Below are 25058 nucleotides of genomic sequence, written 5' to 3'. Positions count from 1 at the left end.
TGGCAGCTAAAACAGAATGGAAGACGCCTGTCAGTAGCAATAAATAAGGTATAACGAAGCCGCAAATAGCAGTAGCTTAAACTGGTGCAAGTGCAGTTTCAGGGTCTTACTTCTAAAACTATAAAAAATCCCCCTGCGCTCAAAAAGTGCAGGGGGATTTTGTCTTATAACATGTTGTTTTATTTTTTCACCACTTTGATCATCGTACCGGCGGATACCTGGTCACTTAGCTGCATGCCGTTAAGCACAGCCAGTTCGTTGTGGCGGGCATCGGGCATGTTATTGCTGCGCAGCGCCTGGGCCAGCGTAGTAGCTTTCGACACTGTGACAATACTGATGCGCTCCGGCTTGCGGTTCAACTTGTCAGGGTCCGACAATACCTTGAAACTCTGCATGCTGCCGTTGAAAACCTGAAAAGCGTTGTCGAAATTATTGGCAGTGGTAATACCCATCAGGCTGTAGATGTTGTCGCCGTGCTGAATAAAGTAGGTAAGCGTGCGCAATGGCTGTTGTTGCTGTTGTTGCTGTTGTTGTTGCTGCTGCTGTGGGTCAGCCACTACCGCAATGGCAGGTAGTCCGTTCACTGTCACTTGCTTACTCTCAATAGGCTGCAGGCCATAGCGTTGCAGCGATTGCTCGGCGGCTTCCTGCAAACTAGCTCCCGGAACTAGGGTTAATGCCATTACGGCGCTTCCGTCCTTTGGCCCCATCTGCACCTGTTGTGGTGAGTTCTGGTATTCCCAGTTGGTTGGTATGTTAAACTGGAACTTCAGCACAGGATGGTAGAAGACGTTGTTCTCAACAAAGCCCTGTTTCGGATCCTCACCGTAGACCAGGCCATCAATCATTTTGAGGTAACTGTTGCGGTTTACCTGTGCATTGGTCACGCTCTGCTTCTTTTTTTCCTCAGCTGCCAGTTGGTGCACCGTATTATATCGGTCACCCGGATCGGGGTGTGACGAAAGGAAGGAAGGTATAGCCTGTCCGCTTTCTTCCTGCTTGCGCTGCAGCGTTGTAAAAAAGTCCGCCATTTGTGAGGCATCATAACCAATCTTGGTCGAATATTCCACGCCCAGTCGGTCCGACTCACGTTCTGCATCGCGGCCATACTTGAGCATCAACAAACCAAGTCCCTGCGAAACTTCCTGACCATACTGCGCAACCGTAGGCGACAGGATCATACCGAGCAGCAGGCCGCCCTGCGCCAGTATGGACTTGCTTTGCTGCTGTGCGGAGTGGCGTGCGGTAATGTGGCCGATCTCGTGGCCAAGCACTCCGGCGAACTGCGCTTCGTTGTTGAAGTGGGCCATAATGCCGCGTGTGAAGTACACATAGCCACCTGGCACGGCAAAAGCGTTGATCACAGGGGAGTCCACGATCTTGAACTCGTAGTTGAGATTGCTGCGGTGCGAGACCTTGGCCATCTGCTGGCCTTTCTCATTGATGAAGCGCTGCAGAGCTGGGTCTTCGTATAGTCCAAACTCCGCTACAATTTGTGGGTCCGCTTCCTTGCCCATCGCAATCTCCTGGCCCTCCGACATGAACATCACGTCTTTTTTGCCCGTTACCGGGTTGGTCTGGCAGGAACTGCTTAGCAGGAACACGGATGCCAATAATCCGGATATTATGTTCTTTCTCATTGTTTTATCTTTTTAAGCCTCCTTATATCACCCCAGAACTCAGGTATATCGCAGAGACTGAATATGTAACAAGCAACGATAATACAATTTTTAAGTTGCAGCACAGGCCTGCTATGCGTTTTCAAGGGACATTTACTACCGGGTATAGTCAGGTATATTCTGACCCAAAATGATGTCTCTTTCGGCGACCAGCAAGTTATTTGCCCGGCTAAGGGTTATAATACCGTTTCCGCCCCGGTTTTGGCGTGATGCCCGTACTTGCTGCGTGAGCAAAGGGTCACCTTCAAACAGGAAATCATCCAGGTAGTATTCGTTTTTATCGGGCTCCTTTACGGTGACATGGATATGAGCAGGCTCTGTTCTGGAAGGGTAGGATCCGGGCCTGGTGGTATAGAACGTATACCTGCCGTCAGCCCCAGTCCGGATCCAGCCCCGCAGATAGCCGTGTCGCCTGGCCCAGCCTTTTTCATCTCCTTTGGTGGGGTATATACCTGTTTCGTCGGTGTGGTAGATGTACAGGATCACATCCGATGCCGGTGTTTTACCATCTTTCAGGTATACAGTGCCTGTCAGCTTGAGTTTGTTTTTTGCATCCGGATGAAAGCCTGGCAGCGTATCAGTCGGAGTGAGCTGTTTGTCGCCGTACTCGTGCAGTGCCTCGCAACCTTCGCAGGGGCCTCCTACGTGCCGGGCAGGCTGTTGCGTTTCCTGTCTGTCCTGTGCCTGGCAACTTATCACTGTGATCAGCATCAGGTATAGAAGCATTGATTTTTTCATGGATGTTTCGAGTAGGTATAACATCCTTTTTACGTGCTAAAGACCGTATAAGGCGAAGAAGTGCACCAAGCTTACACTTTGTTATTTAACACTACAATCACCAATTTTACCGCATGTATACACGGGAACAGGCTTCTAAACTCAAACAGGCATTCTGGACAGCATTCGGGCAATATATGTCACCCGTGTTGTCGGCAGAAGGTATGCCAACCAACTGGATTAACTACAAAACGGGCTTGAAGAATGTGTACTTCCGGATGCAGGCTGACAGAAAGCAGGCTTCCATTGCCATCGAAATGACGCAGCCAGACTCCGAGATTCAGCAAATGTTTTTTGAGCAGTTCGGAGCGATGAAGGAGTTGCTGCACAGCACGGTAGAAGAGGAGTGGACTTGGGAACTGCACACAACAGACGAGTACGGAAAAGAAGTAAGCCGTATTTACACCGAGCTGAAAGAGGTAAGTATTTTCAACCAGGACGACTGGCCCGCGCTTATTTCTTTCTTCAAGCCCCGAATCATTGCCCTCGATGCCTTCTGGAGCGACGCCAAGTATAGCTTCGACGAGCTACGCTAGGTATAGCACTACCGATTCCGGGCCTGACGCTTGATGGGCTCGAGCAAATATTCCAGTCCGTTGATTTTGATCTCGTAGAGGGTAGCCAGCAGCATGCCCAGCTTGCCTGGCGGAAAACCCTCACGGGCAAACCACTCCAGGTATGGGACCGGCAAATGGCATAGCAGGGTGTCTTTGTACTTACCGAAAGGCATTTTCATTCGCACCAGTTCGGTGAGCATGGAGGAGTCGGGTTGCATAGGCTTGTTCATTTTCCCAAAGATAAAGATAAGGTATAGCAGGCGGGCATAAAAAAAGCTCTGTAACCGAAGCAGAAAAGTAATTTTGACTGAGGTTTATTTTAGTCCAGCACTTCGCTCACGTGTTTGCGGATGTTGTGGCAGATCTGGTCGACGGGCAGGTCGTTGGGGTCGCTGCCAAACGGATTTTCAATCTCTTCCGCAATCAGTTCCAGACTGGCCAGCGCATACAGAATCAGGATAACCACCGGTATCACATAATAGCTCAGACTAAAGACCCAGCCAAAGGGGAGCGTCATCACATAGAAGAAAATAAACTTCTTGATAAAAACGCTGTAGGTATAAGGTATAGGTGTGTTTTTGATGCGCTCGCAGGCACCGCAATGTTCTGTCAGGGCTCTTAAGTCTTCGTTGAGCACCAGCATTTGTGCTGTGTCCAGCTTGCCCTGGGTATACATGGCGTTCAGTCGGGCGTACATACCGGTTGCCACCTGGTTGGGCAGGTGTTTTTCTTTTTTCAGATCCAGTACCGGGTCCAGTTCGCGGAAGTCTTCATTTTCGCGCAGCAAGCATTTGACGGCGAAGGCATAATTCGGAATCATCAGCCTGAAAAAGCGACGGTCTTCTTTGTCTGTGGCGATGGCCTGCAGCTTAATGGCCAGGTTGCGGGAACTGTTGGTAATGCCGCCCCAGATCTTGCGGCCTTCCCACCAGCGGTCGTAGGCCGTGTTGGTACGAAACACAAGCAGAAGGGAGATCACAAACCCCAGCACGCTATGCATCATACCTACATTGCGAATGTATTGCGTTTCAGAAAGGTGCAGAAAGTTGAGCTCTACGTAGGCTACAATACCGGCGTAAATACCGACTCCAAACATGAGCGGCAGCAGCTTCCTGAAGGTATCGGCCTTGGAGAAGCGGAAGATAAAAACGAACCAGTCTTTGGGGTTGTAGTTGATCATAAAAAAATCCGCTTAGCCCGTCCCTAAGTGAGTGGGCAGGCTAAGCGGGGTTCAGTTTGGCTAAAAGCTGAGCCTAAAGATAAGCACAAAAAAAATTAGCGTGCAAGCTCTGTTTCTTAAAAAAAGTATATTGTTTTGTATATGTAATTGGTTTTCAGTTGTATATACTTCAATAAGCTGTGTGAAATGCATTGTTGCTGAAATAATATCTCTAGCAGCACATTTTAGCCCTTACTTTTGTTCTTTCACTATGGAATACTTTGTAAAGCAAGGCAGTGTGGTGCGCGAAATCTGGGGAAAGGGCGACACGATTCTGTTTATTTTTGCGGGCGCTTCGGCCGAATTTGCCCTTAACAAGGCAGTGGACTGGCTCTACTTTACCGGACGACTACCTGCTGATCCTCTGGGGCGCTTGTTCACAACGGTAGGCTATGCCCGGCAGATCGTGTTCTCCAGTATGGAAGGCGCGCACAAAGCGATCGATACCATGGCGAAGATACATGCCGGGGTAGAGGCAAAGCGCGGCATGGCTATACCTGACTGGGCTTACCGGGATGTGCTGTTTATGCTGATCGACTATTCAATCCGCTCTTTTGAGTTGCTGGAGCGAGCGCTGACTGCGCCCGAAAAAGAAAATGTGTTCGAGGTGTTCTGGCGGGTAGGCACACGTATGGGACTGCAGGGTTTACCAGACAATTACCAGGCCTGGCTGCACATGCGACAGCGCCACTTGGAAGAAAACCTGGTACCAAGCCACTTCACGACAGACCTGTACAAGCAGTACCGCAAGCATCTGGGCCCCATCAGGTATAAGCTGCTGTTGGAAGGGCAGAAGTTGATCGTGCCCAGCACCGTAAGACAACAGCTTGGACTCTATAAATGGTCAGCACTGAAGCCGGTGCTTCGCGTGTATAAACTCAGTCGCCATTTGCGTGCCGACTGGTTGATCAAATCCCTGATCCTGCCGCCTGCTTATAAAAACGAAATCAAGGAACTGGATGTGCACCCAGCCTGAGAAACGACTTTAGATTTTAGGTTGGTTATTTATGTTAAATACAAGGTGGCTATACCTGAGAATCTCAATAGCTATACCTGCTCCAGGTACTTTTGAATTTCCGCAACCGTCTGCCGGGCGCTGCGGCCTACACCGATGAGGGTAGCGGAGGCGAAGCCGGTCCAGTTGCCGTAGCCCACCAGCCAAAGGCCTTCTTGTTGTTTTGCTCGGGTTCCTTCCACTTCAATTTTGCCTTTCTGATCAAGTATATTTAAGCGGTCCAGATGATCGAGCGCATACCCAAAGCCGGTGCACCAGATCACCGCATCCACCGGTTCCTGCTCACCATCTGACCAGACTACACCGTCTTCATAAAAGCGCTGGAAAGGCCTTACCGTATGCAACACGTTACGGCTGCGGGCTTCTTTCACGGGAGCTACCATCACGATATTGCCCACATGAAACTGCGAGGGATTTACTGCTTTACCGTGCTGCATCGCATAGTAGCGGGCTGATGCCTGATCAAAAAGCACCCGGCCGTCTACGTCGTCTGGCAGAAAAGTCACCTCATCCAGCGTAACCCAGCTTGTGTTGGCTACTTTCGATACCTCCGCCAATATCTGGGCACCAGAGTTTCCTCCACCCACTATGAGCACCCGCTTATTTCTGAACGGCTCCGGATTTTTATAGGCAGAGGAATGCAGCTGCAGGTTCCGGAATGTTTCAGCACCGGGGTAGGCAGGTATAAAAGGTTTCCGGAAAGTGCCTGTTGCGCTGATCACAGTACGCGTCAGGTAAGTTTTATCGACGCTTTTCACTTCATAAAGTCCTTCGCGAAAGCACACCTCCTGTACCTGCACCGGGCGCTCTACCGGAAAATCATAGCGCTGCTCATACCTGGTCAGGTAGTCAATTACTTCCTCACGAGATGGAAAAGCTCCCCGGCTCTCCGGCATCAACCAGCCGGGCAGACTGCTGAAAGCGGCAGGGGAGAAAAGGGTGAGAGAATCCCAGTATTTGCGCCACGAAGCACCGGGCGCTTCCTGATCATCCAGCATAATGTAGTGGAGCTTGGCTCTGCGCAGGTAATAACCACAGGCTAGTGCACTCTGGCCGCCGCCAATCACTACAGTATCGTAGATATCTTGCATCTTGCTCAAGGTATAGGGATGTTTTCGAAGATACTAAAATGGCAGGTAAGTTGGTCGATACTCTCCTTATTAAAGGCCGTTGAGTCCACTCTGTCATCTCGTCTGCAATGGGATTTCTAAAAATCTCTGTTGCCGAGATACTGTTTCAGATTTCTCTCAAAACGAGGGCCCCTACCTCCAGGTCGAAATGGCATTTTAATGTTTAAGGTATGAGTTTAGCCTATTCCTAGGCCATGTGCTTGGTAGTTTTTGAGTAGTTCGCACAAGACTGCTTTCAGCTAGACGGCCGGTTAACGCATCCAGGAGAGTGCGTCCTGTGCAGCAATTGAAAACGCTGATTCAGTGGCCAGCAAAGTTGCCAGAATAAACCTTTTGATTATAGGGTTCGGGTTGAAAGCATCTACGATAAGGAAGTAGCAATAAATATTTAATACGACTGCATGACGAGCGCCAGCACGCAGAACGCGACGATGACCCACAGCGTAGGGGAAATGCTTCGGCCTTGTCCGGTTGCTACTTTCAAAACAGCCCAGCTCAGGAAACCCCAGATAATACCTTGTGAGATAGAATGGGTGAAAGGAATCAGTACCATAGCCAGGAAAGCTGGGATCGCCTCATCCATTTTAAGCCAGTTGATCCGGACGATCGGGCGCACCATAAAGGCGCCTACCAGCACCAGCGCCGGCGCTGTGGCAATGGCCGGAATCATGGAAAGCAGCGGCGCCAGAAACAGGAAGGGCAGGAAAAGTAAACCAGCTACAACTGCTGTCAGGCCGGTGCGGCCACCGGCTTCTATACCTACCGCCGACTCTACGTAGGCCGTGCCGGGACTGGAGCCCAATAATCCGGATATGGTCGTGGATACAGCATCAGCGGTTAAGGATCGGCCTACGTTTCGGGGCTCCCCGTGCTCGTCTGTCAGATTTGCGGCTTCTGCCAGGCCTACAAACGTGGAAAGACTATCAAATAAATCCGTGAAAACGAAAGCGAAAATGACAGGAAAAACCGCATACTGCAGCGAGTTGACCAGATCCAGCTGAAAAACAAGGCTAAAGTCGGGTGCGGAGAAAAGGCCCTGCCAGCTGATGAGAGGAGCCGCATCAGTCGCCCACCAGCGCCCCAGCGGATAGGCTGCCAGCGTGGTCAGCGCTATACCTACCAGTATGGCACCCGTCACGTTGCGGGCAATCAGAATGGCCATCAAGAACAATCCACCTAAAAAAGTGAGGACTGATGGAGAGAGCGGACCCAGGCCAGTCGTAGTAGCTTCATCAGGAACAATAAAACCGGCATTGGCAAAGCCTATGATGGTGATGAACAGGCCTATACCTGCCGCAATGGCATAGCGCAAAGGACGGGGTATAGCCTTAACAATTAGTATACGCACTTTAAATACCGAGAGCAACAGGAAAACGATACCTGACCAGAAAACGGCCCCTAGCGCCACTTGCCATGTTATACCCATCCCCAACACTGCCGAGAAAGTAAAGAAGGCGTTCAGTCCCATACCTGGCGCTACAATAATTGGGTTGCGGGCATACAGTCCCATCATCAGACTGCTGAAAAATGACACCAGCACCGTAGCAGTCAGCGCTCCCGAAAAAGGCATGCCCGCCTGGCTCAGTATGGCGGGATTCACCGCAATGATATAAGCCGTTGCCAGAAAAGAAGTGAAGCCGGCAAGGACCTCGGTTCGGATAGTCGTGTTATTCTTTTTGAGCTCAAAATATGACTCCATGCTCGGATCTGGGTTATAAAGGATGGCAGTTTAATATTAGGCAATTTATACGGTCAAGCGTTAAAAATATGTTAAAGTCATGCTTCTTCGCTTGATTTTTCCTGCCTCAAAGCAACCCTCATGCTATCTCCTCTCTCTATTGCTTATACCTGCTGCCAGGGTGTGTTCAAATTCAGAACAGGGTGTTCATTTTCAGACACTTCAGAAGATAGTAAAAGGTTTAAAAAATTATTTAAGGATCAGATAACCAATATATTATGTAGCTGGCACACAATTAGAATAAGCAAAATCAAACTATGGAAAATAAATACTGAGCGCACATGAAAAATTCTCTATCTCTCCAGTCTCAACACAGTGACAAGGTATGTCTGCTTCTGCTGTTTTTTCTTTTTGTCTGCACTTCCGTTTCGGCGCAGCAGGCCACAATCGCGGGCAAGGTGATGGAAACTACGCACAAGCCGATGGGTTATGCTAACGTACTCCTGCTCAAAGCAGCTGACTCCTCACTCGTAAAGGGTACGCTGTCCGATGAAAGCGGCGCCTTCCTGTTTGAAGGTATAGCTGTGGGCAGGTATAGGGTGGTGGCCAGCATGGTCGGTTTCGGCAAATCAAAGGCCATGGAAGTGAACGTAAACGCTGAAGCAGAGGCGCTCAAGCTAAACCCAATCCTGATGAGCCAGTCAGCCACGGCGTTGAAGGAAGTAGTGATCGAAACACAGAAGCCGCTGATAGAGCAACACCTCGACAAAACAGTGTTGAACGTGGAGAACAGCATTGTGTCGGCGGGCAACACGGCACTTGAAGTGCTGGAGAAGGCGCCAGGCGTGGTGATCGACCAGAATGACAATATCAGCATGCGCGGTCGCCAGGGTGTGATCGTGATGGTGGACGGAAAACCGGTGCCCATGTCGGGCTCGGAACTGGCCAATATGCTGCGTGGTATGTCTGCTAATAGCGTGGAGAAGATCGAGCTGATTACCAATCCGTCGGCCAAGTACGATGCGGCCGGCAACTCGGGTATTATCGACATCCGCCTGAAACGCGGCAAAAGCCTGGGCACCAACGGCACGTTCAGCGCTTCTTACGGACAAGGTCGCTTCGCCAAATCGAACCAAGGGGTGCAGCTGAACCACCGCACCAAAAAATTCAACCTCTTCGGCAGCTACAACTATGTGCTGCGCAAAGACTTCAACGACCTGGACATCTACCGCCGCTTCCTGGACGAAAACGGGGCTTTTATTGGTGCTTACGACCAGCAGAACAGGTTCGATTTTACGATAAATAACCACAGCGGCAGGGTAGGGGCCGATTACTTCCTGTCGCCTAAAACGGTGCTGGGTGTGATAGCCAGTGGCTTTGTCTCGGATGTTGACCGTGGCACAAACAACCGTTCCAGTGTGATCAATGCAGGCGGGCAGGCAGAATCCTCTTTTGTGACGGGCGCCGATGTGGAGCACGGTCGTCGCAATCAGGCCTACAACTTTAACCTGAAGCACACGATTGACAGCCTGGGCCGTGAGATCACCGCTGATGTGGACTACATAGCGTACCGTAACACCGACGAGCAGAACTTCACCACCAACTACTATAACCTGAGCAACGAGCAGATCCGTGACCCTTACCTGCTCTACGGCACGTTGGACGGTGACCTGACTATCAAGTCTGCCCGCGCCGATTATCGTCAGCCCCTGGCAGGTATAGGAGGGAATTTGGAAGCCGGTTTAAAAAGCAGTCTGGTAACGGCCGACAACGACCTGGAATTCTACGACCGAAGCAACGGCGGCAATGAACTGGACACTGATAAAAGCAATCATTTTCTGTATGACGAGAACATCAACGCTGCCTATGTGAATGCGAACAAGAAGTGGAAAAAGACAGGGCTGCAACTGGGACTTCGTCTGGAAAACACCAACGCGAAGGGCAGGCAGTTGACCGACGGGCAGAAATTTGACCGCAACTATACCCAGTTGTTTCCGAGTGCAGCCGTTAACTACAGCCTGAATAAGAAGCATGACCTGGGCATGTCGGTGAGCCGCCGTATCAACCGTCCGTCTTACAACCAGCTCAATCCCTTCAAGAACTTTCTGGACCCAAGCACTTACTCGGCTGGCAATCCCTTCCTGAAACCAGAGCTGTCCTATTCCTTCGAGCTGACCCATACTTTGGATCAGCGCTTCATCACCAAGCTCAGCTACAGCCGCACCACCGATGTGATGGTGCAGGTGCTCTCGCCTGCCGAAGAAGGGGAGAAGCTGGTAGTGCAAACCTTCCGCAACCTAGCTTCGCTCGATTATTACGGCTTAACCGTTACAGCTCCCTTCTCGATTGGAAACTGGTTCAACAGCGTGAACAACGGCACCCTTTACTATGGTCATTATAAGGGCTTTGTGGCCGACACTGATCTGAGCAACGGCACCCCGACCTTTAACCTGAACTCTAACAACACGATCAAGCTGCCAAACGACTGGTCAGCAGAACTGGTGGGTGTGTACCGCAGCCGGGAGGTATATGGCTTCCTGGAAGTTGACCCGCTATGGTTTATGTCGGTGGGCGTGCAAAAGCAGTTCTGGGACAGAAAAGCAAGTTTGAAGCTGAATGTATCGGATGTGTTCTATACCAACAAAGCCAACGGCTATACCGCTCTGGCCCGCTACGAAGAGAATTTCTACCAGCGCCGCGACACGCAGGTGGCGACCCTGAGCTTCAACTACCGTTTCGGGCAGGCGCAGTCTGGTCCGTCGCGCCGCCGCACCGGTAGTGCCGAAGAGGAAACAAGAAGAGCGAATTAAGTTTGTGAAAGTGTAAAGACTGGTTTTTGTTAATTGATAAAGCGCCCGGGTTTTGCCTGGGCGCTTTTATTTTTGGTGCGTATACCTTGGTTATACCTTGTGCCCATGTCCTATACCGCTACTTTCCGGTTTCACGACTCCCTGAAAGACTTTTTGCGGCCCCGCCAGCGGCATACTGCCATCTTCTATACCTTCGCAGAGCACCAGACAGTAAAAGACATGATCGAGGCGATGGGCGTGCCGCATCTTGAGGTGAAAAACGTGTTGGTAAATGGGGAAGAATTAAGTTTTAGCCAGCGGATTCAGGCAGGTGATCAGGTGGAAGTATATTCATACGAAGGAGGGGAGGCGGAACTGCTGCCAGGTATAGCGGAGCCACGTTTCGTGCTGGATGTGCACCTCGGCTCGCTGGCCCGTTATTTACGCATGTTGGGTTTCGACACGGTATACGAGCAGCAACTGCATGATCCGGAACTTGTTCAGATCTCCAGTGAAGAGCAACGGATTCTGCTCACGCGGGATGTGAACTTGCTCAAGCACAAGGCTATACCTGCCGGCTACTGGCTGCGCTCCCAGCAAACCGAAGAGCAATTGCAGGAAGTGATCAGCAGGTATAAGTTAGCAGGTCATTTCCAGCCTTTTACCCGCTGTATGGTTTGCAACGGCCACATTGTGCCGGTCGAGAAACGGGACGTGCTGGAGCAAATCCCGCCTAAAACCAAGGTATACTTCGACGAGTTTTACCAGTGCCAGCAATGCAGACGGGTTTACTGGAAAGGCTCGCATTATGAGCGGATGCAGGAGTTGATCCAGCGAATAAAAGAGGTATAGCCGAATAAAAAATGAAGGCCTTACTAAAAGTAGTGAGGCCTTCATTTTTTTAAGATTTAGAAGCTTAGACTATACCCGGTAGCAAATCGCGTTGATGTTCATACCTGCTCCCACCGAAGCAAACAGAATAATATCGCCTTCATGTAACTCGTGCTTCTCATCCTGACCTCTGCGCACAATGTCGTAAAGCGTAGGCACGGTGGCAACGGAGCTGTTGCCAAGGTAGTGGATACTCATCGGCATGATATCTTCCGGAATGTCGCGACGGCCGTAAAGTTTGAAAAGCGCCTGTATCATGCCTTCGTCCATTTTTTCGTTGGCCTGGTGGATGAACACTTTTTTCACGTCACTGATGTCCACGCCGCACATATCCAGGCATTCCTTCATGGCCTCCGGTACCAGTTTGATGGCATACTCGTATACCTTGCGGCCCTTCATTTTGATGTAGCGCACCCGTGGGTCGCCGTCCGGCATGTAAGACTTGTTCATGTTGATATAATAGGCCTCCTCCACACTATGGCTACGGGCGCAACTGGCCAGTATACCACTGCCGTCCTCCGGCACTTTCTGGTATTCTACTACAGAAGCGCCGGCGCCATCACTAAAGATCATACTATCGCGGTCGTACTGATCGATGACGCGGGAGAGGGTTTCAGCTCCGATCACAAGCGCCTTCTTCGCCATACCTGCCTTAAAAAACGCTTCGGCCTGGATCATCCCCTGCACCCAACCCGGACAGCCAAACAGGATGTCGTAGGCCACGCAATTCGGACTCTTGATCTTGAGGTTGTGTTTCACGCGACTGGCCAGTGCAGGCACGGCGTCGGACTGTATCGTGCCTTCTAGCACATTGCCAAAGTTGTGCGCCACGATGATCATGTCCAGCGTTTCGGGGTCGATGCCGCTGCTGCGGATGGCCTCTTCAGCAGCCAGGGTCGCGATGTCGGAGGTAGTGAGGTGAGAGGCTACGTAGCGGCGCTCGGCTATACCTGTTATTTTCTGAAACTTCTCGACCACCACATGAGGGCAAACCCCGATCGGGACGTGCTGGTCTGTGTAAAAATTATGAGAGGTAAAATCCTTGTTGGTTTTTACTTCTGTCGGAATATAACTGCCGGTGCCAGTGATAACGGATCGCCACATATTGGTAGATTAAAAGGTAAGAAAATTCAGTCGGGATTAAGCCCCAACTGCCACCCAATATATTGGTTATCACTATATACGGCAAGATAAATTTACGAAAAACGATGGGACATCGGTAGCTCCCGATACCTTGCCAGGTATAGCCTAATTAATACATCGTTTTCTACTACGAAAAGCTATTTATCACCTGTTCCAATTCCTCCATGAACAAGTGTATGTGGTAGCCATCGGCCAACGCGTGGTGCAATCCTATGCTGATGGGCAGGTATACCTTGTCGCCACGCATTTCCAGTTTGCCATAGCCAATCCTGGGTACGCCCGGATCTTCGTGGCCGGTCGAGAACGCATGCTCCATCCCTTTAAAAGTGAACCAGGGCAGCGTGGTCATGTGCAGCAGGTCTGCACCCTGATGGCCATTGAACAGTTTGTTGCTTTGCTTTACGGCTGCCATGATACGGGCACCTTCAGCGCAAAAATCCTCCAGTTTTTCGTGGAAAGGGAAATGGGTAAAGGCGATCTGCTTGTTGTCTTTGAGAATGGTAGTAGACAGATCCAGTCCGCTATACCTGATCACCTGTCCGTTTTCGATGCGCAGCAGGAAGTTCTCTACCTGACGGGCAGCCTGCACGGTGGCATGCATGTAGGCCAGCGAAACCGATAGGCCGTGCTGTTTACAATACCGGTATAGCGGTGTGATATCAACTTCTGTGTGTACATTAAAAAACGGCTGGGTGAAGGTGCTGAAAAACCGGAATGTCTCTTCGCGTTCCCATCCTTCAATTGGTTTAATTTCTTTGCTGTAGCGGCTTTGCATGTAGTAGCAGGGCAGACTTTAAGCAATCTGCCATTTGTAAATGAGAGCACAAAGATAGTGGAAGGACTGCATTTTTAATTTTTTCTGCGCTTCAAATACAAAAAGTATAGGCTTTGTTATGAATATTCTTTTATATTTATAGCACCATATATGTTATACCTCCTTCTGCCTATGAACGAACTTTTACAAGCTACTTTTTCTGCCGTTAACATCCTCCCAACTGCCCTGTTAGTCTTTGTCATGCTGTACTGGCTTGCCGTGATCTTTGGCTTGCTGGACCTCGACTTTTTTGACGTAGAAGTGGAACCCGATGTGGATGCAGATGGCCTGTCGGCGGTCAGCTGGCTCAACAACGTACTGGCCTTTTTCAACCTGGGTAAGGTGCCCTTTATGGTGTTCCTCACTTTCCTGGCGCTGCCTTTCTGGGCGATCTCAATCCTGGCCAATTACTACCTCAACGATGGCTATACCTGGTTAGGCTGGCTATACCTGATCCCGTCCTTTATCGCGGCACTTTTTGTGGCCAAATTCCTGACCATGCCTTTCATGCGTGTGTTTGCCGCCATGGAAAAAGAACACGAATCGGCTGCCGCTATCATCGGGCAGATCTGCACGGTTACCTTGCCGGCCAACGGCAACGAGCTGGGCCAGGCCGCCGTGAAGACGGCCGGCGCGCCGCTCCTGTTGAATGTCAGAACCACCCAGGGCTCCGCTGTGCAGAAAGGCGAGACCGCGCTCGTGCTCGAGTACAATGCTGAAAACAAATTTTACCTCATAGAACCTTACCAAACCATTTAATTCGCATGTTAGAATCTTTATCCCTGTCTATCGTCATTATGCTGGCGGTATTCGCCATTGGCTTAATAGTCTTTGTTATCAAAATGTACCAGAAGGCCATTCAAGGCGAAGCCCTGGTGCGTACCGGTCTGGGCGACACAAAAGTGTCTTTCTCCGGCATCTTTGTCGTGCCCGTTATCCATAAACTGGAGGTGATGGACATTACCCTCAAAACAATCGTCATTTCCCGGACAGGCTCCGAAGGATTGATCTGTAAAGACAACCTGCGCGCCGACATCAAGGTGAACTTCTTTTTGCGCGTGAACAAAACGCCGGAAGATGTGATACAGGTGGCGCAGTCGATTGGCTGTAAGCGCGCTTCGGATCATTCAGCGCTGGAGAGTCTATTCGATGCCAAATTCTCGGAAGCACTCAAGACGGTGGGTAAGCATTTCGATTTCGTGGACCTGTACCAGAGCCGCGATGATTTCAAGCGCCAGATTCTACAGACGATCGGTACCGACCTGAACGGCTATGTGCTGGATGATTGCGCGATCGACTACCTGGAGCAGACCCCACTGACCCACCTGAACGAAAACAACATCCTCGATGCCGAGGGTATCAAAAAGATCATCGACCTGACGGCCAAGCAGAAAGTGCAGGCGAACCTGATCGAGCGCGAAAAGCAGAAGACGATCAAGAAGCAGGACGTGGAGGCGCAGGAGACGATTCTGGAACTCGAAAAGCAACTGGCGGAGAATGAAGAAAAGCAGAAGCGCGAGATTGCCAACATCAAATCGCGTGAGTTTGCCGAGATGGAGAAAGTGCGCCACGAAGAGCGCCTGAAAGCAGAAAAAGCCCGCATCGCCACCGACGAAGAAGTGAAGATTGCCGAGCAGAACAAAGACCGCCAGATACTGGTAGCAGAACGCAGCAAGCAACGCACGGACGCCATCGAAACAGAGCGTGTGGAGCAGGCGCGTTTGCTGGAGGCCAATGAAAAAGAACGAATTGTGTCGCTTGCTCAGATTGAGAAAGAGAAAGCCATTGAAGAAGAACGCAAGAATATACAGGGCATTATCCGCGAGCGTGTGACCGTGGAAAAAGCCGTGGTAGAAGAAGAAGAAAAGATCAAGGACACCAGGGCTTTCGCTGAAGCGGATCGTGTGAAAGCTGTGGCAATCAAGAACGCGGAGCGGGAAGCAGAAGAATCGCTGGTGAAAGAGATCAAGAGCGCCGAAGCAGCCCGTCAGGCAGCGGAGTTCCGCGCCAAGCAATTGCTGATCGATGCGGAGGCAGAGCAGGTGTCTTCGAACAACCGTGCCCAGGCGATCAAGACCATGGCAGAAGCCGAAGCAGCGCAGGCAGCCGCCATTGGCCTGTCTGAAGCTCAGGTGATGGAGGCCAAAGCGCATGCCCGTCAGAAAGAAGGCGAAGCGGAAGCACTGGTGATCAAAGCCAAAGCCAACGCGCAGGCCGAAGCTGACGAGAAACTGGGTATGGTAACCGCCAAGGTAACCAAGGAGCAAGGTATAGCCGACGCAACTGTGGTGGAAAATATGGCTACTGCAGAAGAGAAGCGCGGACTTGCAGAGGCCCGTGTAATAGGCGAGAAGTTCACTGTAGATGCCAAAGGTATAGAAGAGAAAGCCGAAGCGATGCGCAAACTGGATGGCGTGGGCAAAGAGCACGAAGAGTTCAAGTTGCGTCTGGAGAAAGACAAGGCCATCGAACTGGCACACATCAACATCCAGAAAGACATTGCCGCTTCACAGGCCGAGGTAATTTCTGAGGCGCTGAAGTCAGCGAAGATCGACATCGTGGGTGGCGAGACCATGTTCTTCGACCAGATCGTAGGCTCCATCACCAAAGGCAAGCAGGTGGACCGCCTGGTAAGCAACAGCGAAGTGCTGAACACCGTGAAGGATACCTTCTTCCAGCCAAACGCCAACGGCCACGTGGATTTCCGCGAGAACCTGCAACAGTTTATCAACCAGTTCGGTATGACCTCCGACGACGTGCGCAACCTGAGTGTTTCGGCCATCCTGCTGAAAATGATGCAGAGCAGTGCTGATGAAGGCACAATTAACACCCTGAAGCAGCTGACCTCAGCGGCCACAGCCATGGGTATAGCAGATAAGCCTTACATTTCACTGAACTAACCTCACCCCAAGCCCCTCTCCTAAAAACAGGAGAGGGGCTTTTTATACCTGTATTAGGTGGTGTTAAAAGTAAAGCAATGGTTTATAAAATTGACTTAGAAGATTTAGAGAGCTTAAACCACTTACTCTTTGACGCCAGTGTTGAGTTTGAAAAACTTGAGAATTTGAGTATAGATACGCCGATTGAAATTGAAATAGAAAGAAGGTGCTTTGAGAATGTAAAAAGGAAGAAATTTCTGTTTTGGACAAGCACCAGCTTCGGCGGCAAGACATCTATATTGAAATTATCAGGAGTAAAAGAAATTGTATTAGAAGGAGTAAATGAAAGATTTACAGACAATCACTTCATCGACAGGATAATCTTTAATCCTAAAAGTAAGGCTTTGGAAATAGCTACGGTATTTGGTTTAACTGTAAAATTTATACTTGGTAGCGGCTTTCAAGGAGAATTAGTAGACATCAGAGACAGTAATTTTGGAGCTGGCAGTTTATTTGGCTCTAAAGGCTTTACTGAAGAAGAGTGGGAAGATCATTTAAAAGGCATTACCTAGCAAAGTTCAACCTTTATGCTCGGCTTAGCCAGTCCATCGGCTATACGAGAAACGTTATACAAACCATTAGTACAGGATCTAACTGTGAAAACAATTGGCTTTAACTGAAGCCAAAAACTTACCATCATTCATTCTTAATCCTCCAACCCAAATGGAAGATACCAATACCGCCACCACACCCGCTGCCGAAAACGTGCAGTTGGAGGGTGGTACCTATGAAATCTTACGGAACCGTCTGCAGAAAAGCGGGGCCGAACTGCGTGCGCAACTAGAGCAACTGAATCAGGAGCGAAAGAGTGTGTTCGGTGCCATTGAAACGCAGCTAGTCACGACCGAGCGCATTACCACTGAGAACAACTGTGTGCCCTCGGACATGGTGCCGGTGGGCTATACCTTGCTTTTTGGCTACAACGTATACCTGGGCCTGAAGTCGGAAGTAGAGCTGTCGGATGTGTTTGGCGTCTATACCTACGAAGGCCACAGCTTCCATCAGCAGCCGCTCGATTTGCTGCAGGATAAGACCTTTCAGGACGACTTTCAAAAGCTCTACAAGTACTACAAGAACACCCAGTTCGTCAAGTTTGCGCACATCGGCAACTACCTGTACATGGTATTCCGGGTTGGCAAGGGCATCAACGATATCAAAACTTTTAAGTGGTTGCTCAAAGGCGATACCATCACCTACATCGACAACCGCAGTGATCACGAGTATGTGTTCCCGAACCAGCACGACTTCAGCTGGAAACGCACCACCCGCGAGGCGCAGCGCAAAGGCAAGCACCCGCATGTGTCCATCGAGGACAAAGTGTTCGTGGAGACGGTCGGCGGTGACCTGACCATTAAGGTAGAAGACAACACCGATTCCGGCCGCGGCATTTATTCCGAAGAGGTCGAAGACAAAGACCAGACGCTGGATGATTCGGAAATATACTACGCCGTGGTTGGCAATATTATCATCCTGAAGATCCGGCCATACCGCGAGAATAACTACCGCTATTTCGTTTACAACTCCAAGCTGCAGGAAGCCCGCCGCATCGACGCGCTGGAGCACAGCTGTGTGCTGTTGCCGGACGGACAGGGCATTATCTACGCCTATGGCTACTACCTGCAGACGGGTGAGTTCAAAGCTTTCGACAACAACCTACAGGACATGCTCTTCGAGAAGCGCATTGCTTCCCCGAACGGCGAGGATTTCCTGTATGTGTTCTACAACAAAGAGTCAAGCGTATACCTGTTGCTGTCCTACAACCTGATCACGCAGCAGATCGAAACGCCGATCGTTTGCCACGGCTATGCCATTTACGAGAACGGGGAGCTATGCTATTTCAGGGCTGACGAGGAGGCGCAGAAGCACCATGCCATTCAGATCTGGCAGACGCCTTACATCGGGCCGAACTTCGTTATACCTGTTACACAGGAGTCCTATCTTTACAAGATCGGAAACAAGGATATTGTGCGGGCGATGGCTGAGAGCAACGAGGTGCTGTCCTTGCTCCACAAAGACGATTCCTACGCCAACCTATACCTGGATCTGATCAAAAAGACGACGGATGTGCTAGACTCCTACCACTGGCTCAACCGTGCGGAAACCCACAACCTGGCTGCCCCGATTTCGGCGATAAGACAGACGGCCACGGCGGCGGTGGAGGAGTACGAGAAGGTGCTCAGCATCAAGAAAAACACGCAGGCGCAGATAAGTCAAGTGTTGGGTCAGGCCGATGTGCTTATTCAGACGCTGAAGTTCAAAAAGGCCGAAAGTATCAATCATTATGTGAAGTACCTGGCCGATTTGCGCAGTATACGTGGAGAGGTGATTTCACTGAAAGAGTTGCGCTATACCGACCTGCCGAACATCGAAAAATACGAGGCACAGCTGCAGCAATTTGCCCAGGACACCGCGAACGGAGCTGTTGAATTTCTTCTGCAACCTAACGCACTGGCGCCTTACGAGAAGAAGGTAAAGGAGATCAACACCGCCATCCAAGGTATAGCCAAGGTGGTGGAGGCCGACGCGACCGACAAAGAGATTGCGGCGGTTTCGGCGGAGTTGGAAATGCTGATCGATGTGGTGAGTAACCTCAAGATCGAAGACGCTACGCAGACCACCCGCATCATCGATACCATCTCGGCTATCTACGCCACCTTCAATCAGACCAAAGCCACCCTGCGCCGCAAGCGTAAGGAGCTTTTGAGTCAGGAGGGCAAAGCCGAATTCAATTCCCAAATAAAGCTCATGAGCCAGAGCGTGGTGAACTACCTCGACGTGTCGGATTCGCCGCAGAAGTGCGAGGAATACCTGGCCAAACTGATGGTGCAATTGGAAGAACTAGAAGGCCGCTTCCCTGATTTTGATGAGTTTATTGAGCAGCTCACGGTCAAGCGTGAGGAGATCTACAGCGCCTTCGAGTCGAAGAAGGTGCAACTGCAGGAGGCGCAGAACAAGCGCGCTAACAGTCTGCAACAAGCGGCAGACCGCATCCTGAAAGCGGTGCAAAACCGGGCCGGCAAACTGACCTCAGTGAATGAGATCAACGGCTACTTTGCTTCTGATCTGATGATCGAAAAGGTACGGAGCACGGTGAAGGAACTGCTCAAGATCGGCGACACGGTGAAGGCCGATACCATCCAGAGTCGCCTTAAAACGCTGAAGGAAGACGCTGTGCGTCAACTCAAGGACAAACAAGAGCTGTTCGTGGATGGTGCCAATATACTCAAGTTCGGCAAGCACCAGTTTACAGTGAACACGCAGCCGCTGGAACTGAGCGTGGTGCATCGCGACGACTCCATGTACTACCACCTCACCGGCACCAACTTTTTCGAGAAGATCACCGATGACCAGTTTTTGAGCTACCGCCCGGTGTGGGAGCAGACTCTAGTATCGGAGAACAACCAGGTATACCGCGCCGAATACCTCGCCTTCAAAGTACTGGAAGCCGGGCAGGACAAAGGTATAGCCGTTCAGCAAACAGAGAACAGCCTGCGCTACCTGACCATAGACGAACTGCATAAATTGACGGAGTCCGAGCTGACCGAGTACGTGAACAAGTTCATGGCCATTCGCTTTAATGAAGGCTACATGAAAGGGGTGCATGATCATGATGCGGCCCTGATTTTAGGTGCCCTGATCCGCCTGATCAAGACAGCTGATCTGTTGCGTTATACCTCCATCGACCGGTCTTGTGCGCAGCTGTACTGGAAGGTGTTTGCACCGGAAGCAAAAAAAAATACGCTCAACCACCAGCTCAAAGGTATAAGCGCCATCCTGCAGGTTTTCCCCGACACCCACGAGTTTGATGACGTGAAGGCCGATCTACAGGAGGAACTCTATACCTTTCAGCAAGAAACCGGTCTTTGCAGAGAGGCTAATGCTGCGGAAGCAGGGGAGTACCTGTTTTACGAACTGACCCGCGGCAACAATTTTGTCATCGACAGTCAAGCCGATGTGCTGTATGACGGCTTCAGGCATTTCCTGACGGAGCGCAAAGTGCTGGATCGGTTTGAAGAATCGGTGAAGGCACTGCAGGAAAATGTAGCGCACCAGTTCGAACTGATCCAGCACTGGCTGAAAGCATACATCGCGCAGACGGGGCAGCATGACAAGGCCGAGTTTGTGGCCGAAGTGGCAATACTCTTGCTCACCGATAGCTACAATCCGCTGCAGGTGGTGCACACGGTTCTTAAAGAAAATCTGCATGGTATGCAGGGCGCGCACCAGCAGGTGCAGGGACAAAGCTACCAGTTAAACTATCACCAGTTCCTACACCGGTTACGCGAATATACCTCCGGCACCGCAACTGCTTTTATGCAGTTTACGGAGCTGAAGAAGAACATGACGCAGCAGGCCGAGCAGGCGCTTCGTCTGAATGAGTTCAAGCCGCGGGTGCTGGCTTCTTTTGTGCGCAACAAGCTCATCGATCAGGTATACCTGCCACTGATAGGCGCTAATTTGGCCAAGCAGATCGGTTCGGCAGGGGAGACCAAGCGCACCGACCTGATGGGTATGTTGCTCCTGCTTTCGCCTCCGGGCTATGGTAAGACCACCATCATGGAGTATATCGCCAACCGCCTGGGCATCATCTTTATGAAGATCAACGGCCCGGCCATTGGCCACCAGGTCACGGCGTTGGACCCGAAAGAGGCCCCTAATGCCGCTGCCCGCGAAGAACTGGAGAAACTGAATTTGTCCTTTGAGATGGGCGACAACGTGATGATCTACCTTGACGACATCCAACATTGCAATCCGGAGTTTCTGCAGAAATTTATCTCGCTTTGCGATGCCCAGCGCAAGGTCGAAGGCGTGTACAAAGGTCGCAGCAAAACCTATGACTTCCGGGGCAAGAAAGTGTGTGTGGTGATGGCCGGTAACCCGTACACCGAGACAGGGGAGAAGTTCCGTATACCTGACATGCTCGCCAACCGCGCCGACATCTACAACCTCGGCGACATTATCGGCGATACCGAAGATGTGTTCAAGCTGAGCTACATCGAAAACTCCCTGACCTCCAACACCGTGCTGGCGAAGCTGGCGGCGAAGAGTCAGAAGGATATTTACGCGCTGATCCAGCTGGCTAAAACCGGCGACAGCGAAGGGCTGGAGTTTGAAGGCAATCATTCTGCTGCAGAAATAAATGAGTATGTGCTGGTGCTGAAAAAGCTGTTGAAGATCCAAGACGTGATCCTGAAAGTGAACCTGGAGTACATCCGCTCGGCTGCGCAGGCAGAAGAGTACCGCACCGAGCCGGCTTTTAAGCTGCAGGGTTCTTACCGCAACATGAACAAGCTGGCAGAAAAAGTCATGCCGATCATGAACGACCAGGAACTGCAGACCCTGATTCTGTCGCACTACGAAGCTGAGTCGCAGACGCTCACTTCCGGTGCCGAAGCCAACATGCTCAAGTTCAAGCAACTCATCGGCATTATGACTGAAGTTGAGGCGCAGCGCTGGGAAAATATCAAAACCACCTTTGTGCGCAACAACAAGCTCAAAGGCTTTGGTGGCAACAACCAGGTAGGGCAGGTGCTTTCTGAAATGGAGAATATCTCCGGCGGACTGGCAGGTATAAAGGATGTGCTGAGTCAGTTTAAGCCGAGCAAGCTGGAAGCGGCGGAGGAGCTGTAAGGTATAGCAGCTGCAAAATGATAATCCCCTGCAATCAGTAACTGCAGGGGATTTTTTTATTCTGTTATAGCCGGAGTTGGCTTGAGTTGTTGATAATAGTTAAAGGCGTAAAGGAAGCGCTTAGCTCGCCTGCTTCGGTGGCGATGGGAACATTACTGCTAGGAGATAGTTTGTCACTGGAACCTACCTTCGAGAGAATTGCCTCCAGCAGTGGTAGCATTTCATTCAGGTTTTTGGACTTGATAATAAAATTCCAGAGCGGCTCAAACTTCTTCCATCCGCCGGAGTAGAGCAGGTGCTTTAACTTGTGCTTGTGTGAGTCGTGCTGTAGGCTTGCCTTGAATATGTTGGACCAGCTGTAAAACTCATTGTAGGCCCAGTCATAGCCTTCCTTCAATTCATCGGCAGTCAAACGGGTTGTCTTATACACGACACTTCTGGTATCGTAAAGGTCCCAGTTCTGGGTCAGGATACGACCTTGACTTTCCATGTCTTTGTAGAGTTTGGTGCCAGGATATGGAGTCAAAATATGATAGGTCGATGTCGTTAGTCTATTATTAACACCCCAGTCTACAGTTCTTTTGAAAACATCCCGGTCGTCGTCGTCAAGGCCAAAAACAAAGCTGCCGTTGATCATGATGCCCAGATCATGTAGCCTGTTCACAGCTTTGATATAGTCTTTCTGCAGGTTTTGCTTTTTGTTGCTCTGCTTTAGGTTAGCGGGTGAAAAAGTCTCGAATCCAACAAACAGACTGCGTAATCCAGCCTCAGCTGCTTTTTCTATCAGGTTGCCACGAAGTATGGAGTCAATGGTCGCGGCTCCCTGAAATACCCGGTTTATGCCTTTCATTCCTTCAAACAAGCCACTTGCAAATTTGGCATTGCCCAGCAGGTGGTCATCGAGGAAATAAAGGTGTTTGCCTGGAAGCCTGTCAATTTCGGCCAGCGCATCGTCCACAGCCTGGGTATAGAAAGTTTTCCCTCCTTCAAAAAAGGCATCCTTGTAGCAAAAGTCACAGTGGTGCGGACAGCCTCTGGTCACCACAATCGAGTTGGGCACCAGGTAGCGGTTGCGCTTGATGAGGTCCCTTCGGATGGGAGGTATGCCTTCGAGTGTCCGGGTCAGGGAGGTATATACCTTCTTTGGCGTTTTGTTTTTGAAGTCTTTCAGAAACTGAGGGAACGTATCTTCACCGGGACCAAGGAAAATGGTATCTGCATGCGGTGCAGCTTCTTCAGGCAAAGACGTCACATGAAGTCCGCCGAGCAGCACATAAGCGCCCCGGCCTCTGTAGTGGTCGGCAATTTTATAGGCCCTATAGGCATTGGTAATGTATACCTGGATGATGACCAGGTCGGGAGTATCATACAGGTATAGCTCTTCCACGTGCTGGTCTTGCAAGTCTATTTCATCGTCCGGGGACAGGTATGCCGCTAAGGTGGCAAGTCCGAGAGGAGGAAACAAAGAGTACTTGATAGGCCGCCAAAAGGGACTTTCAGCTTCGGCCAGTGCCGGGAGTATCAGTTTTACTTTCAATTCTTACAGTTTTTGAGGTGGATGGAGGTATCGTTTTCAATCCTATCTATTTAGAGCAACTCCTTTTCCTTAGTCTCAGCCTCAACCGCAGTCACTAACTGCTCCTGCAGACTCAGCAAACTGCCCAGGCACTTAGTATACACCCGCTGCATGCGCTCGGCAACAGTTACGGTCTGGTTGATCAATGTATTCAGCTCTTCGCCCTGTAGCGAGTCAGCCGACATCCAAATCAGCTCTTCCTGTAGCAGGTACTTGCGCACTGACTGGTCGGTATCCATGTTCTGCAGCACTGGAAATTTAAGTGTATCCGCTTCCTTCAATAGCGCATCAAATGCATCACGTAGGCGGCAAAACTCAACTGCAAACCACTTGCCCTCCTTCTCGGACATATGATTGCCTTTGCTGATGGCAGTATCTATGGTGCTTTGCAGATTTTGCTGCTCCTGCTGCCATGCGCTAAACTGCTTCACCCAGGCCACCAGGAAGGTATAGCGCTTCAGCAGTTCCTGTCTTTGTGCCGGTTGTACTTCTGTCAGGAGGTAATGTACGGCAAACACTTTGATGTCGAACTGCTGATACCAGGCTTCGTCGGCCGGAAACTCCTGCAGCCTTTGCTCCAGCAGCGCCTGGGCTTCGTGGGGTTCGTAAGAGAAGCCATTGCTCAGGGTATAGGTCTTGCGCTTGTCCTGTTTCTGAAGGATAAGCGACAGTGTCTGGATGTCCTTATACCGGCCACCGAGTTCCTCCATTTTCTGCTGCAAACCTGCGCCATAAAGCGATCTCAGTGACTCTGGCAGCAGGTCGGGCGATACACCGGCTTTCGCAACCAATGTCTCAGGCTCCGACAGGTCCAGCTCGGTGAGCAGGCGGTTGTCATACACACCCAGATAGTGCGCCTTGAAAGTGGTTTCCTGCTGCTCGGCCTCCACAAAAGCCTGTACCTCCTCGGCGGGAGTAAACTGGATGTTCGGGTGCAGTTGCAGGTTAACACGCAGCAGGTTCTGTGTAACAGTTTCCGCCAGTTTTTCCGGCTCGTTGAACAGTAACCAGGGCGAGCGTTTGTCCTCTATACCTGCAAAGTATGTGGCTTTGGCATTCTGCTCTCTTTTGTAATTGGAAGGGTGACTAGAATACAGTCAATTTAGTCATTAGGTATCACTTTAGCATACTGAGAAGCCATCTTTTCCCTGGCCTCCTTGACTGTGAAGCTCCAGTGGATTTTTACTTGTTTCTCATTTCGTTCTTCTATCCAGGGCACT

At 50.6% G+C, this 25058-nt stretch carries 18 protein-coding genes; 8 read left to right on the top strand and 10 right to left on the bottom strand.

Annotation, left to right across the window (positions count from 1 at the left end; genetic code table 11):
• Positions 1-179: 179 nt before the first annotated feature.
• Together K3G39_RS04030 and K3G39_RS04025 are read right to left on the bottom strand one after the other, a co-directional pair.
• Positions 180-1640: a M48 family metalloprotease gene (locus tag K3G39_RS04030; protein ID WP_220624895.1), complete on the bottom strand. Its 1461-nt coding sequence runs from the start codon at positions 1638-1640 to the stop codon at positions 180-182.
• A gap of 135 nt (positions 1641-1775) precedes the next feature.
• A complete protein-coding gene (locus tag K3G39_RS04025) occupies positions 1776-2417 on the bottom strand; it encodes an intradiol ring-cleavage dioxygenase (protein ID WP_220624894.1) in 642 nt (213 codons plus the stop codon).
• Between the two features lie 113 nt (positions 2418-2530).
• Between K3G39_RS04025 and K3G39_RS04020 the strand changes: the two genes are divergently transcribed.
• Positions 2531-2992: a DUF4268 domain-containing protein gene (locus K3G39_RS04020; protein ID WP_220624893.1), complete on the top strand. Its 462-nt coding sequence runs from the start codon at positions 2531-2533 to the stop codon at positions 2990-2992.
• 8 nt (positions 2993-3000) lie between these two features.
• On the opposite strand, the gene K3G39_RS04015 is transcribed toward K3G39_RS04020, so the two are convergent.
• Together K3G39_RS04015 and K3G39_RS04010 are read right to left on the bottom strand one after the other, a co-directional pair.
• The gene (locus tag K3G39_RS04015; RefSeq protein ID WP_220624892.1) at positions 3001-3243 is read right to left on the bottom strand and encodes a DUF3820 family protein; all 243 of its coding nucleotides are present in this window, start codon (positions 3241-3243) and stop codon (positions 3001-3003) included.
• Between the two features lie 89 nt (positions 3244-3332).
• The gene (locus K3G39_RS04010; protein ID WP_220624891.1) at positions 3333-4193 is read right to left on the bottom strand and encodes a bestrophin family protein; all 861 of its coding nucleotides are present in this window, start codon (positions 4191-4193) and stop codon (positions 3333-3335) included.
• Between the two features lie 250 nt (positions 4194-4443).
• On the opposite strand from K3G39_RS04010, the gene K3G39_RS04005 reads away from it, so the two are divergent.
• Positions 4444-5208 (top strand): oxygenase MpaB family protein, encoded by a 765-nt coding sequence (locus K3G39_RS04005; protein ID WP_220624890.1) that lies wholly within the window; start codon positions 4444-4446, stop codon positions 5206-5208.
• Positions 5209-5279: 71 nt separating this feature from the next.
• Here K3G39_RS04005 and K3G39_RS04000 read toward each other — a convergent pair whose 3' ends face one another.
• Both K3G39_RS04000 and K3G39_RS03995 read right to left on the bottom strand, forming a co-directional pair.
• Positions 5280-6338, bottom strand: a complete 1059-nt coding sequence (locus K3G39_RS04000; RefSeq protein ID WP_220625101.1) for an ArsO family NAD(P)H-dependent flavin-containing monooxygenase — start codon at positions 6336-6338, stop codon at positions 5280-5282.
• Positions 6339-6765: 427 nt separating this feature from the next.
• Complete coding sequence (locus K3G39_RS03995) at positions 6766-8076, bottom strand: NCS2 family permease (RefSeq protein ID WP_220624889.1); 1311 nt, start codon at positions 8074-8076, stop codon at positions 6766-6768.
• A gap of 320 nt (positions 8077-8396) precedes the next feature.
• On the opposite strand from K3G39_RS03995, the gene K3G39_RS03990 reads away from it, so the two are divergent.
• Positions 8397-10865, top strand: coding sequence for a TonB-dependent receptor (locus K3G39_RS03990; protein WP_220624888.1), 2469 nt, complete (start codon positions 8397-8399; stop codon positions 10863-10865).
• Positions 10866-10898: 33 nt separating this feature from the next.
• Positions 10899-11696: a Mut7-C ubiquitin/RNAse domain-containing protein gene (locus K3G39_RS03985; RefSeq protein ID WP_255593918.1), complete on the top strand. Its 798-nt coding sequence runs from the start codon at positions 10899-10901 to the stop codon at positions 11694-11696.
• A 69-nt stretch (positions 11697-11765) separates the two neighbouring features.
• On the opposite strand, the gene K3G39_RS03980 is transcribed toward K3G39_RS03985, so the two are convergent.
• Positions 11766-12839: a 3-oxoacyl-ACP synthase III family protein gene (locus tag K3G39_RS03980; RefSeq protein ID WP_220624887.1), complete on the bottom strand. Its 1074-nt coding sequence runs from the start codon at positions 12837-12839 to the stop codon at positions 11766-11768.
• A 166-nt stretch (positions 12840-13005) separates the two neighbouring features.
• Positions 13006-13653 (bottom strand): CatA-like O-acetyltransferase, encoded by a 648-nt coding sequence (locus tag K3G39_RS03975; RefSeq protein WP_220624886.1) that lies wholly within the window; start codon positions 13651-13653, stop codon positions 13006-13008.
• A 171-nt stretch (positions 13654-13824) separates the two neighbouring features.
• Here K3G39_RS03975 and K3G39_RS03970 point away from each other — a divergent pair, with 171 nt between their 5' ends.
• The 4 genes from K3G39_RS03970 (at position 13825) to K3G39_RS03955 (ending at position 22262) form a co-directional block, all read left to right on the top strand.
• Positions 13825-14451: an OB-fold-containig protein gene (locus K3G39_RS03970; RefSeq protein WP_220624885.1), complete on the top strand. Its 627-nt coding sequence runs from the start codon at positions 13825-13827 to the stop codon at positions 14449-14451.
• 5 nt (positions 14452-14456) lie between these two features.
• The gene (locus K3G39_RS03965) at positions 14457-16592 is read left to right on the top strand and encodes a flotillin family protein (protein ID WP_255593916.1); all 2136 of its coding nucleotides are present in this window, start codon (positions 14457-14459) and stop codon (positions 16590-16592) included.
• Positions 16593-16669: 77 nt separating this feature from the next.
• Positions 16670-17143, top strand: a complete 474-nt coding sequence (locus tag K3G39_RS03960; RefSeq protein WP_220624884.1) for a hypothetical protein — start codon at positions 16670-16672, stop codon at positions 17141-17143.
• Positions 17144-17294: 151 nt separating this feature from the next.
• Positions 17295-22262, top strand: coding sequence for a DNA repair ATPase (locus tag K3G39_RS03955; protein ID WP_255593915.1), 4968 nt, complete (start codon positions 17295-17297; stop codon positions 22260-22262).
• A 64-nt stretch (positions 22263-22326) separates the two neighbouring features.
• Here K3G39_RS03955 and K3G39_RS03950 read toward each other — a convergent pair whose 3' ends face one another.
• Together K3G39_RS03950 and K3G39_RS03945 are read right to left on the bottom strand one after the other, a co-directional pair.
• Positions 22327-23799 (bottom strand): B12-binding domain-containing radical SAM protein, encoded by a 1473-nt coding sequence (locus K3G39_RS03950; RefSeq protein ID WP_220624883.1) that lies wholly within the window; start codon positions 23797-23799, stop codon positions 22327-22329.
• Between the two features lie 50 nt (positions 23800-23849).
• Complete coding sequence (locus tag K3G39_RS03945; RefSeq protein ID WP_220624882.1) at positions 23850-24728, bottom strand: hypothetical protein; 879 nt, start codon at positions 24726-24728, stop codon at positions 23850-23852.
• Between the last annotated feature and the right edge of the window lie 330 nt (positions 24729-25058).

The organism is Pontibacter sp. HSC-14F20, assembly GCF_019599265.1.
In the GTDB taxonomy this organism is placed as follows: Bacteria; Bacteroidota; Bacteroidia; order Cytophagales; family Hymenobacteraceae; genus Pontibacter.
The sequence above is the reverse complement of the archived record's forward strand: the minus strand, read 5'-3'. Positions and strand labels throughout refer to the sequence as shown.

Coding starts and splice junctions, on each gene's coding strand:
- K3G39_RS03975 (WP_220624886.1), bottom strand. CDS start 13,653: ATGCAAAGCCGCTACAGCAAAGAAATTAAACCAATTGAAGGATGGGAA.
- K3G39_RS04010 (WP_220624891.1), bottom strand. CDS start 4,193: ATGATCAACTACAACCCCAAAGACTGGTTCGTTTTTATCTTCCGCTTC.
- K3G39_RS03980 (WP_220624887.1), bottom strand. CDS start 12,839: ATGTGGCGATCCGTTATCACTGGCACCGGCAGTTATATTCCGACAGAA.
- K3G39_RS04000 (WP_220625101.1), bottom strand. CDS start 6,338: ATGCAAGATATCTACGATACTGTAGTGATTGGCGGCGGCCAGAGTGCA.
- K3G39_RS04025 (WP_220624894.1), bottom strand. CDS start 2,417: ATGAAAAAATCAATGCTTCTATACCTGATGCTGATCACAGTGATAAGT.
- K3G39_RS03965 (WP_255593916.1), top strand. CDS start 14,457: ATGTTAGAATCTTTATCCCTGTCTATCGTCATTATGCTGGCGGTATTC.
- K3G39_RS03970 (WP_220624885.1), top strand. CDS start 13,825: ATGAACGAACTTTTACAAGCTACTTTTTCTGCCGTTAACATCCTCCCA.
- K3G39_RS03955 (WP_255593915.1), top strand. CDS start 17,295: ATGGAAGATACCAATACCGCCACCACACCCGCTGCCGAAAACGTGCAG.
- K3G39_RS03990 (WP_220624888.1), top strand. CDS start 8,397: ATGAAAAATTCTCTATCTCTCCAGTCTCAACACAGTGACAAGGTATGT.
- K3G39_RS03995 (WP_220624889.1), bottom strand. CDS start 8,076: ATGGAGTCATATTTTGAGCTCAAAAAGAATAACACGACTATCCGAACC.
- K3G39_RS04030 (WP_220624895.1), bottom strand. CDS start 1,640: ATGAGAAAGAACATAATATCCGGATTATTGGCATCCGTGTTCCTGCTA.
- K3G39_RS04020 (WP_220624893.1), top strand. CDS start 2,531: ATGTATACACGGGAACAGGCTTCTAAACTCAAACAGGCATTCTGGACA.
- K3G39_RS03960 (WP_220624884.1), top strand. CDS start 16,670: ATGGTTTATAAAATTGACTTAGAAGATTTAGAGAGCTTAAACCACTTA.
- K3G39_RS04005 (WP_220624890.1), top strand. CDS start 4,444: ATGGAATACTTTGTAAAGCAAGGCAGTGTGGTGCGCGAAATCTGGGGA.
- K3G39_RS04015 (WP_220624892.1), bottom strand. CDS start 3,243: ATGAACAAGCCTATGCAACCCGACTCCTCCATGCTCACCGAACTGGTG.